The following is a 20,829-nucleotide window of genomic DNA, read 5'->3' on the forward strand; positions in this document are numbered from 1 at the left end:
TCCCAGTGCAGGCCCAGATTAAAGCCCTTGATACGCTCATCGTCATAGATGCCCTTGGTGCCATCCATATCAATGTCGTAGGTGCGGTAGCCACCTTGCAGTTTCAGGCCGGCAAACAGGTAAAAACGGACACCCACTTCCAGATCATTAAAGTCAGTATCGCCTGAGCGACCTGCGTAAAGCTTGCTGTAAAAGCTAATGATGCTGTCCTGAAACAATTCCACATCGGCGGTTAGCATGGGGACTGTATCGCTGAAAGAGGCATTCCGATATTCACCGCTGTCAAAGCGACGAACCCCCATTCCCAGATCCAGAGCGATATTGCCATTATCCAGAATTTCGTAGTAGCCGGAAGCATCGTAACTGTCGAACTTCAGCTTGTCATGGTTAAGCCTGCTATAGCCTACCGCCAGATTGGGAAGCAGGGGGATCGGGTGTTCTATCTGTCCGTAAACGGTCTGAAAGTCACCGTGGTTGGTAGTATTCCAATAGTTGTAACCCAGTTTCGCGCCAATAATATCTGCCTTGGCAATGGTAACGCTTGCCGTCAGGATGGCAGCCGTCAGAATCGATTTTTTCATTTGTCGTTATTGCGTAGGTAAAAGTAACAACTTACCGCTTGTTAGCCATGGCTCCCATTCTGACTTTTACTTATAGCCATTACCCAGGGTTACTTCTTGAGTCACAGTGCAAAGGGAATTGGCGGTAAGTCGTATCTTCGTCTATATAGATCCTTCAGGCATAGATAACTCAGAAATCAACAGTCTTCATTGGGGTAGTGAAACCGTCTCAACAGCCTGTGTGCAGCCGGGTCTGGGTTGTCAATTTAAATCTACGGTGGTGGGTTAATTCTGATGCGCTCAGTTCGTGTGGCCTTATCCAGCCTGATAGGAACCTTCCTTTTACTGTCCATGGCCCGTGGGGAAGCCGGGGAAGCATGTTGGCTGACAACCCATACTGACAGCTTCTATAACGTGGATGTCCTCTCCGAGATCATGGAAACTGGCGATGATGTGCCACTGTGTGTGACTCGTGCGCTGACGGGCTCCGGCGTTGAGGTCGGATATGTTCATTATCAGCCAGGAGAAGATAGCCCGGTTCTGGCCTGTTCGTATTGGGATTCTGGCGGAAGTCAGTCTTATAGTTATGAGTTTCAATGGTTGTCGGCTAAATACTCTCAGTTGCAGGCGGCGAAAGCCCATAATCCCTATTTGAAAGACCCTGCTGGTATTAGCACTGCACTCTTTCTATCAAAACGTGTTTTTGGATATTGTGACCAAGGGTCAGAAGAGTCCGGGTTTTTTACGCAGGGTGAAACTTATCAGGAGCAAACCGTTGTTGGTGGCGAGAAAGCTTCCGAAGGAAGCGAATTTACCGGACAGCAACCTAACCTCTGTATGGGGAGCGGAACCGAGGAAGTCCTGGGAGAAAAACGCAATTACTTCGCTTTTGGCACTCGATCGACCGATAGCCAGCGCTGTGAGCTGAGTCCGTCTCGTTATTATGAGACCGTTCACTCAGGCAGTGCCTTGGGTGATAGTAATCAAGCGGGCACTCTTCGAGTTATGGCAGCCCCAACACCCAAAAATCAGAAGTGCAGGTTTCCTGAATATGTCAGAGGCAATATTTATGTCTGCAAATTTGATATTGGGACTGATGGCGGCCATTACTGGATTAGGGACGGTCAGGAAATGAGGCATTCTGCCAGAGATCTGGGCGAGTGTGCCCGTTTCAACTACGAACCAAGGTTCTGCATGGACATGAAAGGTCACTGCATTATTGGCAGAAAAGTCAAACACGGTGATACTGATCATAACCGCAACCACTGTTATATCTGTAATGAACAGATCACTCAGGAAGCGCAAAAACTGGACTGGAGCAAGATTAAGTGTATTACCCCTTGATTTAAGAGACTTTTTCCAAAAATTCCAGCTCATAATACAATTCGGATGTCTTATGAGCTGAAAGCACAGCAGACACAGGAATTATCAGAGTCTGCAAACTTTAAACTTCCGGCCCTCAATCTCAATCCTTCCCTCTTCAAGGCGCGAGTCACAGTTGATAACGGCCTTCAGGTCATCAACTCCAGACCCCGCTGCGACATCGACAGCAATCAGAATGTCGGCGCTCTGGTTTGAAAATCGCAGTAGGACAGCCTTAAGTCCGACAGGCTGCTAGCTGCTGACTTATACCTGAAGCCAACGTTGAGTGGTACTTCTTGCGTGACAGTGCAAAGGGAATTGGCGGTCAGTCGCATCCTCGTCTATATAAAACTGTCCAGAAAATCATACCTCCAGAAATAGCAGGTTCCATTGGGATTTTGGAACTTGCGTAGGTACATCGTGAATCAGTCCCGAACAGCCCCTGGGCAGTGGGGTCTGAATTATCAATTTTTATTAGTGGGTGAAATCTGATGCAGGCAGTTCGAATGGCCTTATCCAGTCTGATAGGAACTTTCCTTTTGCTGTCCGTGGCTCATGGGGAAGCTGAACAAGCATGTTGGCTTACGACACATATCAACGGCTCCTATAACGTGGATGCTCTCTCTGAAATCATGGAAACCGGTAACGATGTACCACTCTGTGTGGCGCATTCACTGGTAGGATCTGGTGTTGAGGTCGGATATGTTGGTTACTACACAGGAGCAGGCACTCCGGTTCTGGCCTGTTTGTACAGAGATTCCAGTGGAAGCTACTCCTACAGCTATCAGTTTCAATGGTTGTTGGCTAAATACACTCAGTTACAGCAAGCGAAAACCTATAATCCCTATTTGAAAGACCCCGCCGGTATGACCACTGCACTCTTTCTATCAAAACGTGTTTTTGAATTTTGTGACCAAGGGCAGGGAGAGTTCGGGATTTTTACTCAGGATGAAACGTATGAGCAACAACCTGTTGCTGGTGGCGACAAAGTTTCCGAAAAAGCCGGGTTTGTCAGGCAGCAACCTAATCTCTGTATGGAGAGCAGGGTCGAAAAAGTGCCTGGAGAAAAGCGCAGCTACTTCTCTTTTGGCACTATATCGGCCGACGGTCAGCGCTGTGAGCTGGCTGGGTCTCGTTATTACGAGACTGTTGACTCAGACAATACCCACAACGGTAGCGCTCTTCATGTTCTGGCAACCCGAATACCCAACAATCAAAAGTGCAGGTTTCCCGAATATGTCCGAGGCCAAATTGATGTCTGCAAGTTTGATAAAGGGACTGATAGCGGACATTACTGGATTCGAGACGGGAAAGAAATGAGGCATTCCGCTGTAGATCTGAGTGAATGTGCCCTATTCAACTATAAACAAAGGTTCTGCATGGACATGAAGGGCCACTGCATCATTGGCAGAAAAGTCAAACACGGTGATACTGATCATAACCGCAACCATTGTTACATCTGTAATGAACAGATCACTCAGGAAGCGAAAAATCTGGACTGGAATACTATCCGGTGTATTACCCCGTGATGTAAGAGACTGTCTCCAAAAAGGCAGCTCATAATACAAGTCGAATGTCTTATGAGCTGAAGGTGCACAAGTCACAGAATCAATCAGAGTCTGCGAACTTTAAACTTCCGGCCTTTGATTTTGCCCTGTTCAAGTCGAGCCAGAGCTTTCCGGGCACTTTCCCTTTTAATAGCCACGTAGGCGACAAAATCAAAAACATTAATTTTGCCGACCTGGTCACCGGGAATGCCTGCTTCACCGGTAAGAGCGCCCAGAATATCGCCAGGGCGTACCTTGTTCTTTTTTCCTCCATCAATAGCCAGCGTCACCATTGGGGCTTTTGGAGGCGGTTGTGTTGCTGGCTTCAGTGCTCTGTGGTCAGCAAAAGTGAGTTCGGTTCGCAGCATATCGGCAATAGCATCCAGTTTGTATTGCTCACGGGAGGTGTGCAGGTTCAAGGCCAGACCTTCTTTACCAGCACGACCTGTTCGCCCGACTCTGTGAACATGGACTTCCGGATCTCGACTCAGGTCATAATTGATAACAGCCGCCAGATCATTAATATCCAGACCCCGGGCTGCGACATCGGTAGCAATCAGAATGTCGGCACTCTGGTTTGAAAACCTTACCAGCATCTGGTCTCGTTCTCGCTGTTCCATATCACCGTGCAGCACCAATGGCCTGTACCCCTGGTCATAAAGGTAAGTACCAACGTCTTTGCAGGTCTGTTTGGTATTACAGAAGATGACAGTAGAAGCGGGCTGATAATGGTTCAGCAGTTTGCAGAGGGTTTCTGGTTTGTCAGGGTTCTCAGCTTGATAGAAAAACTGCTGAAGGTGTTGGTGAGTGTGCACTGACTCAACAGTGACCTCTTCAGGCTCAGACTGGAACTTTTGGCTCAGGGCCCTGATCTGTTTGGGATAGGTGGCTGAATAAAGCAGCGTCTGCCTGTTTGGCGGGGTGTGATTCAGAATGTTTTCAATGGCATCAATAAATCCCATATCCAGCATCCGGTCAGCTTCATCCAATACCACCGTTTTTAGTTGTTCGAGAGTGAGTGTCCGCTTACGCAGATGATCCTGAATTCTTCCCGGTGTACCGACAACGATATGGGCACCATGGGAGAGTGAGCTGATCTGTGGGCCAATAGGTTGTCCACCGCATAAGGTAACGACTTTGATGTTCTGACGGTAGCGAGCCAGTTTTCGAATTTCGTTGGCGACCTGGGTGGCCAGTTCACGAGTGGGGCAGAGCACAAGACCCTGACAGCCAAAAAAGCGTTGATGAATGCCCGAAAGCATGCCAATGGCAAAGGCTGCCGTTTTACCACTGCCGGTTTTGGCCTTGGCAATAAGGTCTCTGCCGGCCATGGCCAGAGGTAAACTTTTTTGCTGGATAGGGGTCATTTCCCGGTAGCCAATCTGCTCCAGGTTGTTCAGCAGCGCTTCGGGCAGCGGCAAGTCGGAAAAAGGGTGTGTAATCAAGGTTTACTCTCTACCGTGAAAAGTCTGCATCGCCGGATATAACATCACTCAAATCTGTGTGGCAATGCATTTTGGGGTCAGGAGTATAACAGAGCTGATGAAAAAGCGCGGATGCGGAGTATACCCATCAAAGGGGTAGCTTGCTCAGGAATAGTTAGAAATAGTTAGAAGTAGAGAGGTGCCAGAATGAAAATCTGTATTACCGGTTTGAACTGGTTGATGATCCAGTCAAACAATGCACCGATCTCTCTCCTGTCTATGACAAAGTGCCTTCCTGACAAGCTCAGCATGACATCACCTGATGCTTCTGGCTGAAAATTGATCACTGTGACCTCTTGGTCTGGAGTCATCAATTGAGCCATAAAGGGAGTTTGTGCTCCGGTCAGTGCTTCGACATTCTGCAAAGCGCTACCTTCAGTGGGGCCGGGCTGGAAGCCATAATTTGGCATTGATAGCGCAAGTTCGGCCTGATCCTGTGTCTTTTTGAGCTCCCGGATCGCGCCAGTATGTTCGATAGGAGGATATTCTGGTGAAGAATGCCCCAGCTGTTGAATATATTCGATAATGGCGACTGTCAGGGAGTTAGTGAGCATAGCCGCGGCAGTTGCGCCTTCTGATGAGGGGGCGGGATCGTCTGGAACTGCCTCGTGAGTAAAAACAGCCAGTTCTGTCACCTCTTCATGATTCAGAAAAGCACTAAGAAGGAGGGTCAGGTTTTCGATACAAATGGGCGAACTCTGCAGACCCAGCTCTGTAATAATCAGAGCCTGCTTGTTTTCTACAGGGTGAATATGGATAACCGTGATCATCCCATCTTTTTGGATCATCCGGATAATAAGGTATTTACCTGAAAGCAAAAGCGACTTGAGATTCAACAGTGATTGATCAGCAAATTTGATATTAAAATCTGACAATAGTGAGATCAGGACAGGCAGTTCCGCCTTGTCTCTCAGTAGCAACATGGCTTCCCCACGGGGCAGGGCCGAAGCATGAGTGCCTGATATTCCATAGCCTCTCTTTTCAAGTCGTTCAATAAGGTTGTAAGCAATAGATGAGCCTTCTGAATCCTGCACTGAAGGTCGCACAGTTTGAAATTCTTCATAAACTCCTTGTTCAATGGGTGGAATAAGATTGTGAGCGACAGAAGGAGTGGTTGTAGTTGTCGTTTCAGCGGACAATGATTCGACGGCCAGATTTTCTTCGTGGAGATCGTCGTGAGTAGGAAAGCTGCTCTTGTGCCCTGCCGTTTGTTCAAAACTGTATTTGGCAGTGGCTGGCAGAGATAAATCAGAACGGGCACTGATCATAGCAGAATAACAAGCATAGCCGCCCGATTCCTGTCTCTCATCTCGCAACAGGCAGCCGCGCTCCATCTGATCCTCTAAAAGAGCAACATTATCTCTATTCGGATCGTCAGAGTCTGGCCCGTTTTCCATCAGAGCCGTTTCAGCAGCATAGCGACGGGCTTGCTGTGCCTCCATAGCATCTTCCATCTGATTGAGCGTATTCTGAATACACCACAGACAGATATAACCTCCGAAGCCGTCCGGTTGCATTTCTATAGAGCACGAGTGTTTTAAGCACACAGGCTTGTCAAAGGACGGCTTGTCAGCCGCTTTTACCTGGTAAGCTGACATAGATGCAAACAACATCAGTACAAGACTTACAGAGAAAGCCGCTCTGATTGAAAAGGATTTTATAGATAAGAAGGAGTCCATTACCGCAATCGTTCATGATTTTATTTTCCTAACCGTGGACAGATTAGAACACAGATTGTCATATTGCCCGGAAACCCATTGGTCAGAATGACCATTTACCGAGCATGAAGAGGGGGATTTTCGATTTTTGGAAGCGGACGGGTGAATAAATCAAGGAAGTAACCGACTTATAAACAGAATACTTCTAAGGAACAGACCATGAGTAAACAACCCTCCTCGTCAGAGCTGGAATCGGGTGCCAACCCTTATATCTGGCTGATTGGGCTCATCGCAGGGGGGGCCCTGTTTGTTATGACGCTGGTGCTGCCTGCGCCCGAGGATATGCCTGTTGCTGCCTGGCACTGTGCTGGGCTGGCTCTGATGATGGCCGTTTTCTGGTCCATGGAAATACTGCCTATCGCAGTGACCGCACTGTTACCGCTGCTGCTGGCTCCGTTAGTTGGCCTGCTCTCTCTGGATAAAGTCGCTTCGGCTTATGCCCACCCTGTCATCTATCTTTTTATGGGAGGCTTCATGCTGGGTCTGGCTATGGAACGCTGGAACCTGCATCGCCGAATTGCGCTTCTGACCATGCTGGCCTCTGGCACCGGTGAGCGTCGACAGGTCATAGGATTCATGCTCACCACCGCTTTTATCAGCATGTGGGTGTCTAATACCGCCACGGCTATCATGATGTTACCCATTGGTATGTCTGTGATCTCAATGATGAAGGAAGAACGGGGCTCCCACGGACATTTTCCTGCGGCTCTGCTGCTGGCTATAGCCTACGGCGCTTCCATTGGCGGCTTTGGCACCTTGATTGGAACACCTCCCAATGCCTTGTTAGCGGCTTTTCTCAGTGAGCAATACGGCATAGAAATTGGCTTTGCCCAATGGATGCTGGTAGGTATGCCTGCGACGCTGTTGATGCTATTGGTCACGGGTTGGTGGCTCAGTTCGGGGGGCTATAAGCTTCGTCCGGGAGAAAATGAATCTGTACGCAAGTCTTTAAAAGAACAATTAGCTTCCATGGGCTCTTTGAGCAGGGCTGAAAAATGGGTAGCAGTGATTTTTACCGCAACCGCATTATGCTGGATCTTCAGACCCTGGCTGTCCGGCTTTTTACCGGGTATAAAGCTTACTGACACAGCTATAGCCCTTGCCGGAGGACTGCTGATGTTCATCATTCCTGTCCGGTGGGGTGAAAAGCTCGATTTTCTTCTTAACTGGAAAGATATTCGCAAGCTTCCCTGGGATGTTTTGCTACTGTTCGGAGGCGGTCTGAGTCTGGCTGCGATTATCCGAAAAACAGGGCTGGCAGAATGGATCGCCAGTAACTTTCAGGTGTTGGATGGATTGCCCACCATCGCCGCCATTGCGCTGGTGGTTTCCGTGATTATCTTCCTGACCGAAATTACCAGTAATACGGCCACTACGGCTGCTTTCCTGCCGCCTTTGGGAGCACTGGCTGTCTCCCTTGGGTTGGACCCGGAAGTTCTGGCTATTCCAGCAGCCATAGCCGCCAGTTGCGCCTTTATGCTGCCCGTTGCCACTCCCCCCAATGCTATCGTGTTTGGCTCAGGTCTGTTATCGATTCGTCAGATGATTCGAAGTGGCCTGATTCTGAATTTGGCGGGTATAGTGATTATCACTGTATTGTGCTCGCTGCTGGTGGAGAGGTTTTTTTAGCCAGAGAACCTGAAGTTTCAGACGCCAGATGCAAAGAAGTAAGCAGCAAACGCTGCCCAGCTCAGGCCCAGTAAAAGCCAGGGCAGCCAGTGCTGTTTATAGCGGGTTACTTCCTCAGTGATCGTTTCAACCTCTGTGGCAGGGGGCTCTGACTGCCTTTTCACTTTTTTCAGGTGTTTATCCAGTTCCCGGGCTTTGGCTTTTTGCTGCTTTTTATAGTGCTCAATGCCTTTTTGGATGCCTTGGGCAATTAGTTTTGTCTGTTCTTTGCTCTGACCGGGCCGCTGAGTGGCCCTGGCCACCGACATGGCCTCTTCACGGGTTTTGGATGGGTCGGTTTTTTTTCGGGGGCTGGCCATATCGTAAGACAGTCTCGGGGCAGGGAAAGAAGAGTGGGATAATAAAGCAAGACTCTGATGAAATCAGCCCAGATCTCCAAGACTCTGTGGTTATGCCTTCTGATCAGCTATAGCCATCTTCCGGGTAGCTACAGAGAGAATCATTGATTGTCTGCTGCCACTGAATGACATCTTTCTTGAAAGTCAGCGCGTGAGCCTGAAGAAATTTTGTTAGTTACGCTTAACAACATGTTATGAACTTTCATTCTGAAACTGCCTCCAACTGAGTACATTATTTTGAACCTCCTTGCTGATCGGAGATAAATACCAGCTTTTCGGAACCAGACATGCATGCGATAAATAATAATCCCCGCACTGAACCACCACTAACGCGAGCCCGGGCTCGCGCTCTATCCCTAACACCAACGGGTAACAATGCGGGGAGGTCCATCACCACAACTGACAAAAAAAAATATTCATTGCAGGATTTACCGTCAGACACACTGTCCATGATTTTTTGCAAATTAAAACTTCGGGATATTCGCAGTTTGCAAAAGGTATGTACCCGCCTTCGCGACGTTGTTAAACAAAATAACGCTCTTGCAAAAGCCTGGTATCGGCAGTTTTCTTTACCGCATCAGGATCAACTAAGGATGACCATCACCACAAGAAATGAGAATCAACTCCGTGCGTGGTTTGAGTCGTTTTCGAATGATCAGGCGTTAGTCACGTCACTTATAGATCGCCGACAGGAGAGTATTTATTTACCTGCGCTATTATTTTTCACCAAAGCTGAGCTGATGTCTAAATGTGAAACATTTGAATTAGTCACTAAAGCCACCATCGACAAAAATTATAAATTTAACTCAACCACCAGCATTTACGAGCGCATGAATATATCAGACCGCAATAGGGTCAAATCAGCCGCACTCAGTGCTGACGGTCGATATCTGGTAACCGCCAATGGCGACCAAACGGCAAAAATTTACGGTCGCAAGACTGATGGAACATGGGAAAAAAAAACCACCATTCCCCATCACGGAGGGCCCCAATCAGCGATTTTCAGCCCTGATAGTCAGCATTTGGTGACCACCAGTTGGAGTGGCACCGAGACTATATATGACCTGGGAAGCAATGAATCATGGGAGCCAGGAACCATCATTTCCCATAGTGCTATGATCACATCAGCCAGCTTCAGCACCGATAGTCGACATCTGGTGACCGCCAGTTGGGATAAAACAGTGAAAATCCATAGCCAGAAAGAGGATCAATCATGGGAGTTAACAGCTATCCTTCGCCGGAGGAATGCTGTCGGTTCAGCCAATTTCAGCACCGATGGCTGCCACCTGATAATCGCCTGTGGGGATAAAACGGCGCAAATCTATAGCAAGAAGGACGATGGATCATGGGAAAAAAAAGATGTCATTACCCATGATGCTGCTGTCTGGTCAGCCAACTTCAGCGCCGATGGTCGTTATGTGGTCTCCGCCAGTGATGATTGCAAGGCGGAAATCTATGAGAAGAAGTCCGATGGATCATGGGAAGAAAATACCATCATTCAACACAGAAAAACTGTCAAATTCGCCACCTTCAGCCCCGATAGCCGACATCTTGTGACTGCCAGTGACGATCGCACAGTGAAAATTTACGGCAGAAAAGCCAATGGGTTATGGGAAGAAAAAGCCACCTTTCCCCATAAATATTGTGCCTTATCAGCCACCTTCAGTCCTGACGGTCGCCATGTGGTGACTAAAGCCTTATATCAAAAAACGGCAAAAATCATTGGTCAGCAGGATGACGGGTCATGGTTAGAAAAAGCCAGCATTGTCCATGATAAAGCTATCACATCGGCCACCTTTAGCGCTGATGGCGGCGATGTGGTCACCTCCAGTGAGGATGGCATCGTAAAAATCACTGAATTACGGGCGAATAATCAATTGTTTGTTGTCAATAAGTGATCCTGTTCCGGGTGTTTAGCTATCCTGCTCGTTGCATTACATAGAGCTTCATATCAAAGCGGCACTGCAAAGCATTCAGGCTGGCGAGCTTTTCTTTCTGGGAAGGTTTGACATGCCAGTAATGTGGGGTCATTGCCAGTAAGTCCATAATATCTGTGGCTGAGTTGAGCTGCATAACACCCTGAACCGCTTTTGTTTCAGTCAGAGTAAAACTTTCAGGCAGTTGATCGAGCAGTTTATCCACAGGGTAAGGTCTGACTGTTTCGTAGATAACCTGACGAAGTTCCAGCAAGTGCTTCTCTCCCGGAGTTAACACCAGCACGTGCCCTTCAGGCTTTAACAGTCGTGCAAACTCATTCCAGTCGCATCGTGAAAATACACTGATGATGACGTCCAACTCCTGATCTTTGACGGGAATGTCATTGACGCTGGCCACCAGCCATTGGACAGCTTGGTTTCTTTTGCAGCAGGCTACAATGGCAGGCTTGGAGATATCAATGCCGGTTACTGAGGCTTCCGGAAACGTCTGTTGTAACCTTTCTGTGTAGTACCCTTCACCGCATCCGGCATCGAGAATAGACAGTTGGCTTACTGAAGGCTTCCCAAGACTGTCCAGAGTATTGGCCAGCGAATCAGCCACCGGCTTGTAGTAGCCCTTGTCCAGAAATCGGGTTCTGGCCTGAACCATTGTTTTATCATCGCCCGGGTTTTTACTGCGCTTTTTATGCCCCGGAAGCAGATTAAAATACCCTTGCCTGGCCCGGTCAAACTGGTGATTCCGGATGCAGCCCAGACCCATACCGGAAGTATGGAATGACTGTGCCAGAGGTTCGTGGCAGACAGGGCAGCGAAGAATAAGGGTCATGATTACCGGTACAGATGAAGTGCGAGCCGAGAAGTTTACTGTTATTCCCGCTTTTTGCCATGAAAAAATGCCCTTACCGCCGGTGATTAAATCAGTTACGGCGGCTCATGGCTGTATTTCGGGCATCTATTTCAACAGCGGATGGTTTTCTGGCAATTGGCGGGATATCCAGAGCGCCAGCTTGCGCTTCATGCTCGGCTCTGATTCTTCCCCTTTCACCAGAGGTTGTATCAGCTTGTCATGAACCAGCAGACGGTAGAGGTATTCAACTTTTTGCTTGGCGGAGTCGGTCGGTTCAAACTGCCCCGCTTTGCGTTTTTGGGCATAAATAGCTCCGACTCTCAGAGCCTCTTTGACCAGTTCACTTTCATTTTTCAGTTTTTTCATTCGCCACCCGGTCGTTTTCTCAAGATTCAAAGACAAGGGTACATAATAGCCCAAGAGATCTCATGCTCCTCCTCATTGGACCTTTAAGCTCAACTTCTTAAACAGAAAACTCAGACACCAGAGTGGCCCGACCAGCAGAAACTGGATGTCTTCGAAGAAGGAGGGTTTTTTGCCCTCTATCTTGTGGCCGACAAACTGGAAGATCCAGGATACAACAAAAACAGCAATACTGACGGTCAGTAAATACTCACTAAGGCTGGCAGCTATGCAGCTCATAGCTGCATATAAAGCGATGATGCCCAGTGTCAAAGGCAGAGAGAGCATGAAGTAGAAAATCAGGGTGATGGCCATGACCACAAAAACGGCGGCAGGGCTGAAAGACCAGACCATGCCAATGATGCTGAACATGATCGCCGGAACACAGATCCAGTGAATTAGCTTGTTGGTAGGGTTCTGGTGGCTTTCGGCGTAAGCATCAAGCCATTCAGTCAGGGTTCGCATTTGCATAGGGGGCCTCATTCTACTGAAACCTGCTAAAGCAGTATTTTTATTATTATCTTTAATTTGCGTAAGACCATCAGCGAACTGAGTGGGCGTGGATGTCAATGGTACCTTGCCGAGTGATGTTGTTCCTAATGATTTTAAAATGCGCCGCGGTTTTTCATCATCAGCCAGTTATCACCAAGACTGGTTTCCTTGCTGGCAAGGAGTAGTTCCTGTCGATTCTGGTTCATCGCTGCGATTATCGGTTTTGTGGCTATTTTAAATTGCTTCAACGCCTCCCCTCGCAAAGGCTTTCCGTTTGGCAGTTTAGCAGTCATAACGTCGACGGCCCTGCCGTCGATTAACAATTCGTAATGCAAGTGAGGACCGGTAGATAAACCGGTATTTCCAGTTTTACCAATCACGTCCCCTTTGCGAACCTGTTGCCCTTCTTGCACATTCAGCTGGCTCAAATGAAGGTACCGGGTGACATAGCGTTTGCCATGTTGCATTTCGATGAAGGTACCTGCCGCCGGGTGATTGGTTTTTGCTTTAACGATGGCTCCGTCAGCCGGTGCATAAACCGCAGTACCTACCGGCACTGCCCAATCTGTTCCGCGGTGCGGGCGAATCTGGCCGGTGATCGGGTGTTTTCTGGCAGGGTTAAACCCAGAGCTGACCTGACTTTTTATACTCAGAGGGTATCGTGAGAAAGAACTGCCGAGTAGTTTCCCTTCCGGCGTATAGTACTTCCCATCGCTGTGACGAACCGCTGTGTAGGTTTTATTCTTCTGATACAGTCGGGCAGCCAGAATGTCACCGCCAAACCCCTGACTGTTTTTAGGGGAGTCGTCAATCAGTAGTTCAAAACGGTCGCCGACCCTCAGATCTTTATTGAAATCAAGCTGCCATCGAAAAATAGTCTCAAACTGCTGAATGACAGAGGCTGAAACTCCAGCTTTTCGCGCACTTTGGTAAAGGCTGCCCTGAATGTTGCCGGTAACCGTTCTGAATTGTTCAAAAGCACTGACTTCATGCCTGTCAATGGAATGAGCAAAAGCAATCTTTGAGAAAGATACTGAAAGGATCAGAGCGGCCGGCAAACTGCGTCCGACTTTGAAATTGAACAGTTTTCCGGATGATCGATTACTCCTGTCCAACAATCCGGTGCAGGCTTTGTAAAATAGATTCGCAGGCATTCATCAGGACCCCGGCTGAAAAAACTGCAGGCAGTATCACAGCCCTTGAAAAAGTGAACTATGGAGAGTTCTCCTTAATAAGCTTACCTTCAGGGAAAGTGATAACAATGACTCTCAGGATGTTTACTGAGCGGGTATCGGACAGAGAAATATAAAAGAGAACGAACGAAGTGATGGTCTCTGAACTCTTGTGCAAGCGGTTGTTCTTCTCGAGGCTTTTACTTAGTTTTTCCAGTAATACCTCAATTCCGCCAGCCTTCAGAAAGGAGGCTGGCTTTCAAACTTCATGGTTTCACCCGTGGCAGGGTGTTTGAAAATCAGCAGGCTGGCGTGCAGGTGCAAACGTTCAGACGCTGTTCTGGCTTCGTCATGAGCATAAAATTCACAGCCCAGAACAGGGTGTCCCAGCTCAGCCAGGTGAACCCTCAGTTGATGAGACCGGCCGGTCACTGGTTCCAGCCAGACCCTGCCATAAGCGCCATCACCCGCCATGAGGTGATAACGGGTCAGAGCCTTTTTACCAAGCTCATGATCGACCATCTGTCTGGGTCGGTTAGGCCAGTCGCAGATCAAAGGCAGGCAAATTTCTCCTGATTTCTGATCCGGCACCCCCCAGACTTCTGCGATATAGCCTTTTTCCACTTCCCGATCCCGGAACTGTCGACTCAGTTCTCTGTGGCTGGCGGCATTCAAGCCGAACACCATCAGTCCCGATGTGGACATATCCAGCCTGTGGACAACTCTGGTTTCCGGCTCAATAGCAAGCAACCGGGCGTGGACACTGTCGTTATGGTTGGGTGGACGACCGGGAACACTTAGCAGCCCCGCAGGTTTAACAACGACCACCAATTCAGCGTCACGGTAAAGCTCCGTCAAAGGTTCCTGGCAGGGAGGTGCGATAAAAGTCATGTAAAAAGGTCAGTGATGAATGAGTGGGCATTATGCAAGTTTCGCGACCTCACGAAAATGGTCAGGGCTTTTGACAGGCATGATGCACATAACTATATTTGTAGCAGTCTGATACAAAAAACAGGATTTGAAACATGCCAAGCAGACCCTTACGACTGGATGAAGAACTGGTGACCGCTGCAACTCTTGTTGGCAAGGTCAAAAAACGCTCGGCGGCAAAACAGGTGGAATACTGGGCCAGCCTTGGCAAGGTAGCCAAGGAAAACCCTGACCTGCCCATTACTTTCATAGAGGATATTCTGGAAGCCGAAGAAGAGCGCAAACAGGGTCTGGTCTCGGAGTACCGTTTTGGCTAAAGCAGAAACGATACTCCAGACAGCCCGGTTTGCAAGAGCCGTGAAAAAACTCAGGCCAAACCAGAAAGCAGATCTTGATACAGCCATCAAAGCCATAGCCGACAATCCCGATATTGGCGATAAGAAGAAAGGCGTTCTGAGCCACCTCCGGGTATATAAATTCAAGATGACAAAACAATTGACCCTGCTGGCCTATTACTTTGACGACGGCGAGCTGGTTCTGGAACTGATCTCCTTTGGCTCCCATGAAAATTTTTACCGGAACCTTGAGCGGCAAGAGCGCCAGTGACCCAAAGCTGTTGATGGCAACCTTTCTGAACATATTGATCTACCGGTTGTCATAGTCTACTGTTTGGGATATACAAATTATATATACAGGGCTAAACATGGAAACCAGCGTATTCAGAAACAACCGCTCACAGGCGGTCAGAATCCCGAAAGAGTTTGAGCTGCCGGAGGGCACAAAGCGTGTCAGAATCTCCAAGCGCGGAGAATCTATTCTAATCACGCCGATAGAAGGGGATTGGGACTCATTCTTTCAGATGATTGATGAAAACGCCGTTGAGTTTGAGCGTGAGCCTCAGCCCGACATGCAGATCAGGGATCTGGGAGACTGGGGCGAATGAAATATATGCTGGATACCAATATGGTTATTTTCGCTATGCAAAAAGGCGACCCCATGCGGGTACGCCAGAAGATAGCCAACCACAGTGGCGATATGTTCATTTCCTCAATCACCTATGATGAGCTGATGTTCGGGGTATATAACTCCGACAGCGAAAAGAGAAAGCAGTGCAAAATCACCATGCTGAATGAGTTCCTGTTGCGGGTTTCCGTTCTTCCCTTTGATGAAAAAGCCGCCGATCATTCGGCCAATATCCGACAGCACCTTTGCTCAACAGGTCAGCAAATCGGTGGATACGATAATCTCATCGCGGGACATACCCGAAGCCTTGGCATGACCTGCGTCACCAATAATACCCGCGAGTTCGCCAGGGTGCCCTCCCTGTCCGTGGAAGACTGGACTAATGAAAAAAAAGCACACAGAAGACAAGCTGGAAGATGCCATTGAGTATCAATGACCGGCAACTTTCTTAACAAAACGAGCAACAAAACGTTCTATAAATTCCGGCACCCGTCTGAAAATAAGGGCACAGACCAGCAAATTAAGTACACCGAGTGTCAGGAAAAATGGTTCAATGGACAGCTGTAGTACCCCCAGGCATACCATGCCAAACAAGGCACTGACCACCATGTAAAATGAATTCTGAACATTCAGGGCGGCGATCGTCTGTGCACGAAGGTTCGCAGGTGTTCTCTGCTGAACCATGGCGTACAGAGGCACAATAAACAGGCCGCTGAAAAAGCCAATCATGCCCAGATCCAGTAATACTCTCAGATTCTCAGCGTTTTCGACAAAAGCACTAATGCTCAGTAAGTTCGTAGTTGTGGCAGGAGTGATAGCAAAATACAAATCGATTCCGAACAGGCTCAGGCCCAGAGCACCGATGGGTACAATACCCGGCTCAACACGGCCTTTGGAAAGTTGTCCACAGAACAGTGAACCGGCAGCGACACCAATAATAAACATCGCCAGCATGATACTGACGACTTCCGGGCTGCCTTTCAAGGTCTCGCTGGCCAGGTTGGGAAGCTGTGTCAGGTAGGCGGCTCCCAGTGCCCAGAACCAGGAAATAGCAATAATGGATTTGTGAACGCTGTCGTTTGATCGGGTTTTCCTGATCATAATCAGGCTTTGCTGAAAGAGGTTCCAGTTTATTTTCAGATCGGGAGCAGCCGCTGTAGCCTTGGGTATAAACAGAGATGCCAAATAACCCAGGATGGCGAACAGAACCACAGAAATGGCTATCCACATAGTAGCATCGGGCTGTTCAGTCAAAATACCCGCACCCAGCGTACCCGCCAGTATGGCAACAAAAGTACCCATTTCTACCAGTGCATTGCCGCCCATCAGTTCGTTTTCATTGAGGTGTTGAGGAATAATGGCGTATTTAACCGGCCCGAAAAAAGCGCTTTGAATCCCCATCAAGAACAGCAGAGTCAGCAGAACCAGATAGTTCTGGGTAAGGATAAAGCCGGAAGCGACCGCCATAATGACAATTTCCAGCAGTTTGATCCGGCGGATAATCATCGATTTTTCATATTTGTCACAGATCTGCCCGGCCGCACTGGAAAAAAGAAAGAAGGGAAGAATAAACAGGCCAGCAGCCAGATTGATGTAAAGATCTGAGTTAAATGGCAGGCTCTCTGCTGCGGCGAATGCCGCCATCAGTAATAAAGAGTTCTTGTAGAGGTTGTCGTTAAAGGCACCCAGGAACTGGGTCAGGAAAAAAGGTAGAAAGCGTTTTTTGCCCAGCAGTGCCAGCTGACTCTGTTGCCCCATGTCAAAGCCTCGTCGTTTGTTATATCCCCGAATTCGCCTCTACAAAAGGGGAAGGTGGCTACTGTCAGATAGCATGACGTGGGGCTATGACAAGTGCAACGTCTACAATCATTTAGCAGTAATCAGGTAGAAAAAATACATCCCTGGTGTTACACCAATGCATTAGAGATCGACTTCAAATTCACGTTGTTAAAAAACTCTTCGGCAATTTTTGTCAGCTCATCGGATTTGAGAATCAGAGCGTCACTGGCGTCGTGCGCCTGCCGTAAATAGTTTTCCTTAATCGCTTGCACAACCCAGTGTGAGTGTTCAATTACCGACATCATGGCATACAGCTCTTCAGGTGAGGATGGAGCATGAGCGCCATAGTTTTCAAAATTCATGCTCGCTCCGAAGGAAGCTTTGGCCCAACAATAGGTTAAACAACCACCTTTCGAGTTCGCCATCCCATAAAGATAATGACTGAAGGCCTGCCAAATCGCTCGACTGCATTTTTTTCTCAAATCATCCAAAAGCTTTCGGTCCTCTGGTGACGCCTCAAGGGACTCTATAATAGGTTTGTACCAGCTTTTGATAGCAAGATTTTTTTTCTCATATTCTTTTTGAGCATGATTTTTCTGATAACCCAAAGTTTTTCTGTGATCCTTTTCCAATGCTTGAATATCAGAGTAGTACTGTTGCTTCGTTGCTTCACATTGATCGACTTTTTCCAGTATCCGTTTCAATTCCGGGCTGTTCTCAACGTTTAGTCGAAACAGGGCTTCGGTCTTTTCAGCCATGCCGGTTTCGTGCCGGGAAGGTTCACCCATGATAATCACCGGGCGGTGGTTACCTTTACCCGATATTAACTGCGGAAAAGCAGGATTGTGCACCAACATACGTTCTATATCGGGAACACCTTCAGGTTGATCTGTCCAGACAGGCTGTATTAATGAGCTGGCAATTTTCTTTTCAAGGAGTCGCAAAAACCCATCATGACAATGAGTCACGAACAGAGTAGCACCTCTGTTCTTTTGGAATCTTTCATAAGCCAGCTGCCATACCTGACTATTTTTTTCTCTGGACAATAATTCCCCGTACCACTTTTTCAGGCAATGGGTGGCTTGAACCTTGAGTTCATCGACATCTTCCAGACGCTCAAGTAACCAATGATGGCAATCGGCTCTCATCACTTCGCTCTCATAGGTCGGCAGCGGGTCCAGCCAACCCGATTCCAGAGCTTCACGGGCAAAGAGAATAAACGAGGGGGTGGCCGGGTCACACTTAGCCAGTGTGTATACCATTGAAGTCAACCACTGGTAACGACTGACTCCAGCCTGATCAATCATTTTTGAATGGAGTAAATTGAGTTGCTCAGTGACCAGATCTTTATCACTGTCGGACAAGATCCGTATGACTGCATCTGACATTGATTTACAGATATGTCCAGGGTAACGAGACACAACACTGACCAATTCCTTCTCGCGATGGCCCAATAAATCTGTTTCCAGCGACTCTAATATTGAGACGCCCAGGGAAAAACCGGTTAAATCCTTTTCTTCCCACAGCTTTCTTGCCACTTTATGAATATCTAAATTGGCTGCTGGCAATGCACTCTCAAGGATTCTGTTCAGCTCCTCAAGGCTGACGCCACAGGCTTTAGCCAGAGCTTGCTGTTGTGCTGAATCAGCACTTTTCAGAATATCCTTCAGGAGAGTCTTAATCTTATTAAACTCACTACTGGAACGACTGAACCTTATGGTGGGCTGGAAATGAGGTATTATTTTTGTTAAGCGTGAAGTTGCTCCACCCAAGTCCACCGACTTCCAGGTTTTGCCGCCATCCCCGGAATACTCGGCAAATCTGTGGATACGGCTTCCAATTTGTCGGCTTGGAATCCCGAAATAACGACAAAAAGCCACAAAGACAGGCGCACGATGACGACAGCTGCCTTGCCGCTTCGTGACGAGGAAATCAAAGAAATTTTTAGGGCGCTCTGGTTTAAAATTACCGGAAAAACTTCGGCAATAGTCCGTGATTGCCTCAACTTTTTGCTCCGTGTTTTTGGCGTTTTCTATTCTCGACAAAATCACCTGTACTTCGGGTGGTTGTTCGTTAGCGTTCTTAAACAGTTTGTTGAGTACTGTTTTCATGCCTTCTGAACAGCAGGCGTCGGAACGTATTGATCGATTGGGTCGTGCTCGTTTAGCAGGTGTTTTTTTGCCCGATTCTCTGTGCTCTATGATATAAGCGCATTTAATACCCTGTCTGGTGCTAGCCTCTGTAAAATACAGCGTGTGAAGCCCGGTATATCGGTCCCTGATGAGGGTGAATGGCAAATCGGGTTCTACACGAAGGGCCACGATGTAATCGTTAGCCTTCAGGCTGGGCAGTGCATATTTGTCGATGTTTGATGGTATCTCAAAGGTTGCCAGCGTTTGATTGCTTGCTAGTGCTACTTCCCGACCATGCTCTGGTAACCGTTCCGGTTTGAGGGTATCGAACCCATGAATGTGTTTGTCATTAATAACAAGCTGTCTGATATCGCCCTGAGCAGTCACATAAACGTCCATTGCCCACCAGCGATACATATTGAGAGGATAGTTCCGCGTATTAAACACTTCACATTGTACATAATGTTGCTCCACCTGGTCCTCAAAGTTCGTGCTCCAGTCTAATGCCGGAGCTTTTTCCCATTCGACTTCTGAAATGTATTGTTTAGGATCGTGATCACTGGCAATAGCCGTTTTTTCGTCAGCTAACGCTTCCTCGGTAAAATCGTCAACCCAACGGTTCGCCATATCACTCATCTGATGCCAGAACGCGGGCCACAATCGAGCATCATCGGCATGCCATGCCTCTATCCGCTGGTCAGCCTCCTGAAGATAACCCCTGGAAGCCAACGTTTGCAGAGTTCGTTTCACTTCTTCCGTCATCTGAAACAGGCTATCAGCGTTCGCGCCCGCCTGGCCATACTCAAGATCGAACCAACGGGTCAGCCAGTGTTGGTAAAGTGCCTGGATTATAATGTCTTCCGACCGACCCGGCCTCAACGGAAGACCGTTTGCTCGCCATTTTGCCTCAGCCATCCGTTTGACGATCTCCGTCCTGATTTCCGTGTCACTCAGCTTGTCCTTGATACGAATTTCATGGCTTTTCTCGTCAATACTATTGAGATAACTCCGTCGTATTACCCACGGGCGATTAATGCGCGAAAACGTCTGGTTGAACCACTTGCAAAGTTCAATATCAAGCCCACTTTTACCTATGGCAAGAGCCGATGACCCGGGCAGTATCTCCAGCGATGTTTTGGCGGCCACGAGGTAAAGCCGATAGTATTGATTGAGGCATTGATGAAGTGCTTTTTCGGTAAAATCACCCCCTCTGACAACAGCTCTGGCCACATTCTGTAAATCAAGACTGGTCGGCTGCAATGGGAGTTTTTTCCGTTGCAGGTAAGCCCTCAGACGACAATGTAGCTTCGTCAGTTGTTCAGCGATGATTTTCCCCTGCCGGGTCTCTGGCAACACTTTCTCAGCAATGGTCTGCAATTCTGTCGGGCTGTACTGGCGGATGGGTAAATGCCGGAAACGCCCTTTCAGCGCCGGTGATAGCGGTTTTCGACCGCTGTACTCAGGTGGGTTGATGGTG

At 48.2% G+C, this 20,829-nt stretch carries 20 protein-coding genes; 9 read left to right on the forward strand and 11 right to left on the reverse strand.

All coding sequences use genetic code 11. The features are described from left to right. Positions 1–581: hypothetical protein (locus tag KDK19_RS05645; RefSeq protein ID WP_257291525.1), on the reverse strand; the 581-nt coding region annotated here is incomplete at its 3' end. Between the two features lie 273 nt (positions 582–854). Here KDK19_RS05645 and KDK19_RS05650 point away from each other — a divergent pair. The 3 genes from KDK19_RS05650 (at position 855) to KDK19_RS05660 (ending at position 3,451) form a co-directional block, all read left to right on the forward strand. Next, positions 855–1,904: a hypothetical protein gene (locus KDK19_RS05650; RefSeq protein WP_257291526.1), complete on the forward strand. Its 1,050-nt coding sequence runs from the start codon at positions 855–857 to the stop codon at positions 1,902–1,904. A 45-nt stretch (positions 1,905–1,949) separates the two neighbouring features. Continuing rightward, positions 1,950–2,138 carry a hypothetical protein gene (locus KDK19_RS05655; protein ID WP_257291527.1) on the forward strand — a complete coding sequence of 63 codons (189 nt, stop codon included), beginning with the start codon at positions 1,950–1,952 and terminating at the stop codon, positions 2,136–2,138. A gap of 290 nt (positions 2,139–2,428) precedes the next feature. Further along, positions 2,429–3,451 carry a hypothetical protein gene (locus KDK19_RS05660; protein ID WP_257252463.1) on the forward strand — a complete coding sequence of 341 codons (1,023 nt, stop codon included), beginning with the start codon at positions 2,429–2,431 and terminating at the stop codon, positions 3,449–3,451. An 83-nt stretch (positions 3,452–3,534) separates the two neighbouring features. Here the strand turns inward: KDK19_RS05660 and dbpA are convergent, their stop codons facing one another. Together dbpA and KDK19_RS05670 are read right to left on the reverse strand one after the other, a co-directional pair. After that, positions 3,535–4,914, reverse strand: a complete 1,380-nt coding sequence (dbpA, locus tag KDK19_RS05665) for an ATP-dependent RNA helicase DbpA (protein ID WP_257252461.1) — start codon at positions 4,912–4,914, stop codon at positions 3,535–3,537. 164 nt (positions 4,915–5,078) lie between these two features. Further along, a complete protein-coding gene (locus tag KDK19_RS05670; RefSeq protein ID WP_257291528.1) occupies positions 5,079–6,395 on the reverse strand; it encodes a hypothetical protein in 1,317 nt (438 codons plus the stop codon). A 435-nt stretch (positions 6,396–6,830) separates the two neighbouring features. Between KDK19_RS05670 and KDK19_RS05675 the strand changes: the two genes are divergently transcribed. Then, on the forward strand, positions 6,831–8,300 hold the full coding sequence (locus KDK19_RS05675) for a DASS family sodium-coupled anion symporter (protein ID WP_257280811.1): 1,470 nt from the start codon (positions 6,831–6,833) through the stop codon (positions 8,298–8,300). 17 nt (positions 8,301–8,317) lie between these two features. Here KDK19_RS05675 and KDK19_RS05680 read toward each other — a convergent pair whose 3' ends face one another. After that, a complete protein-coding gene (locus KDK19_RS05680; protein WP_257252458.1) occupies positions 8,318–8,659 on the reverse strand; it encodes a DUF2956 domain-containing protein in 342 nt (113 codons plus the stop codon). A gap of 326 nt (positions 8,660–8,985) precedes the next feature. Between KDK19_RS05680 and KDK19_RS05685 the strand changes: the two genes are divergently transcribed. Beyond that, positions 8,986–10,596 carry an F-box/WD40 repeat-containing protein gene (locus tag KDK19_RS05685; protein WP_257252457.1) on the forward strand — a complete coding sequence of 537 codons (1,611 nt, stop codon included), beginning with the start codon at positions 8,986–8,988 and terminating at the stop codon, positions 10,594–10,596. Between the two features lie 19 nt (positions 10,597–10,615). Here the strand turns inward: KDK19_RS05685 and KDK19_RS05690 are convergent, their stop codons facing one another. The 5 genes from KDK19_RS05690 to KDK19_RS05710 form a co-directional block, all read right to left on the reverse strand. Beyond that, positions 10,616–11,461 (reverse strand): methyltransferase domain-containing protein, encoded by an 846-nt coding sequence (locus KDK19_RS05690; protein ID WP_257252456.1) that lies wholly within the window; start codon positions 11,459–11,461, stop codon positions 10,616–10,618. 126 nt (positions 11,462–11,587) lie between these two features. Then, entirely contained in the window at positions 11,588–11,848 is a 261-nt protein-coding gene (locus KDK19_RS05695; protein ID WP_257252454.1) for a DUF5062 family protein, read from the reverse strand. 72 nt (positions 11,849–11,920) lie between these two features. After that, entirely contained in the window at positions 11,921–12,355 is a 435-nt protein-coding gene (locus KDK19_RS05700; RefSeq protein WP_257280813.1) for a DUF962 domain-containing protein, read from the reverse strand. Positions 12,356–12,489: 134 nt separating this feature from the next. After that, positions 12,490–13,530: a peptidoglycan DD-metalloendopeptidase family protein gene (locus KDK19_RS05705; RefSeq protein ID WP_257252452.1), complete on the reverse strand. Its 1,041-nt coding sequence runs from the start codon at positions 13,528–13,530 to the stop codon at positions 12,490–12,492. A 258-nt stretch (positions 13,531–13,788) separates the two neighbouring features. Beyond that, a complete protein-coding gene (locus KDK19_RS05710; RefSeq protein WP_257252451.1) occupies positions 13,789–14,439 on the reverse strand; it encodes a pseudouridine synthase in 651 nt (216 codons plus the stop codon). A 134-nt stretch (positions 14,440–14,573) separates the two neighbouring features. Here KDK19_RS05710 and KDK19_RS05715 point away from each other — a divergent pair, with 134 nt between their 5' ends. The 4 genes from KDK19_RS05715 to KDK19_RS05730 all read left to right on the forward strand — a co-directional run bounded on the left by KDK19_RS05715 (position 14,574) and on the right by KDK19_RS05730 (position 15,867). Then, a complete protein-coding gene (locus tag KDK19_RS05715; RefSeq protein WP_257252449.1) occupies positions 14,574–14,795 on the forward strand; it encodes a ParD-like family protein in 222 nt (73 codons plus the stop codon). After that, positions 14,788–15,084, forward strand: coding sequence for a type II toxin-antitoxin system RelE/ParE family toxin (locus KDK19_RS05720; RefSeq protein WP_257252448.1), 297 nt, complete (start codon positions 14,788–14,790; stop codon positions 15,082–15,084). Before KDK19_RS05715 ends, KDK19_RS05720 begins: the two co-directional genes overlap by 8 nt. 97 nt (positions 15,085–15,181) lie before the next feature. Continuing rightward, positions 15,182–15,421: a type II toxin-antitoxin system VapB family antitoxin gene (vapB, locus tag KDK19_RS05725; protein WP_257252446.1), complete on the forward strand. Its 240-nt coding sequence runs from the start codon at positions 15,182–15,184 to the stop codon at positions 15,419–15,421. Then, positions 15,418–15,867, forward strand: a complete 450-nt coding sequence (locus tag KDK19_RS05730; protein WP_257252445.1) for a type II toxin-antitoxin system VapC family toxin — start codon at positions 15,418–15,420, stop codon at positions 15,865–15,867. Before vapB ends, KDK19_RS05730 begins: the two co-directional genes overlap by 4 nt. 3 nt (positions 15,868–15,870) lie before the next feature. Here the strand turns inward: KDK19_RS05730 and KDK19_RS05735 are convergent, their stop codons facing one another. Beyond that, positions 15,871–17,199, reverse strand: a complete 1,329-nt coding sequence (locus KDK19_RS05735) for an MFS transporter (RefSeq protein WP_257252444.1) — start codon at positions 17,197–17,199, stop codon at positions 15,871–15,873. A gap of 149 nt (positions 17,200–17,348) precedes the next feature. Then, positions 17,349–20,829 (reverse strand): transglutaminase-like domain-containing protein (locus tag KDK19_RS05740; RefSeq protein ID WP_257291529.1); only part of this gene is annotated, 3,481 nt, incomplete at its 5' end.

Source organism: Endozoicomonas sp. ONNA1, from assembly GCF_024606325.1.
Lineage (GTDB): Bacteria > Pseudomonadota > Gammaproteobacteria > Pseudomonadales > Endozoicomonadaceae > Endozoicomonas_A.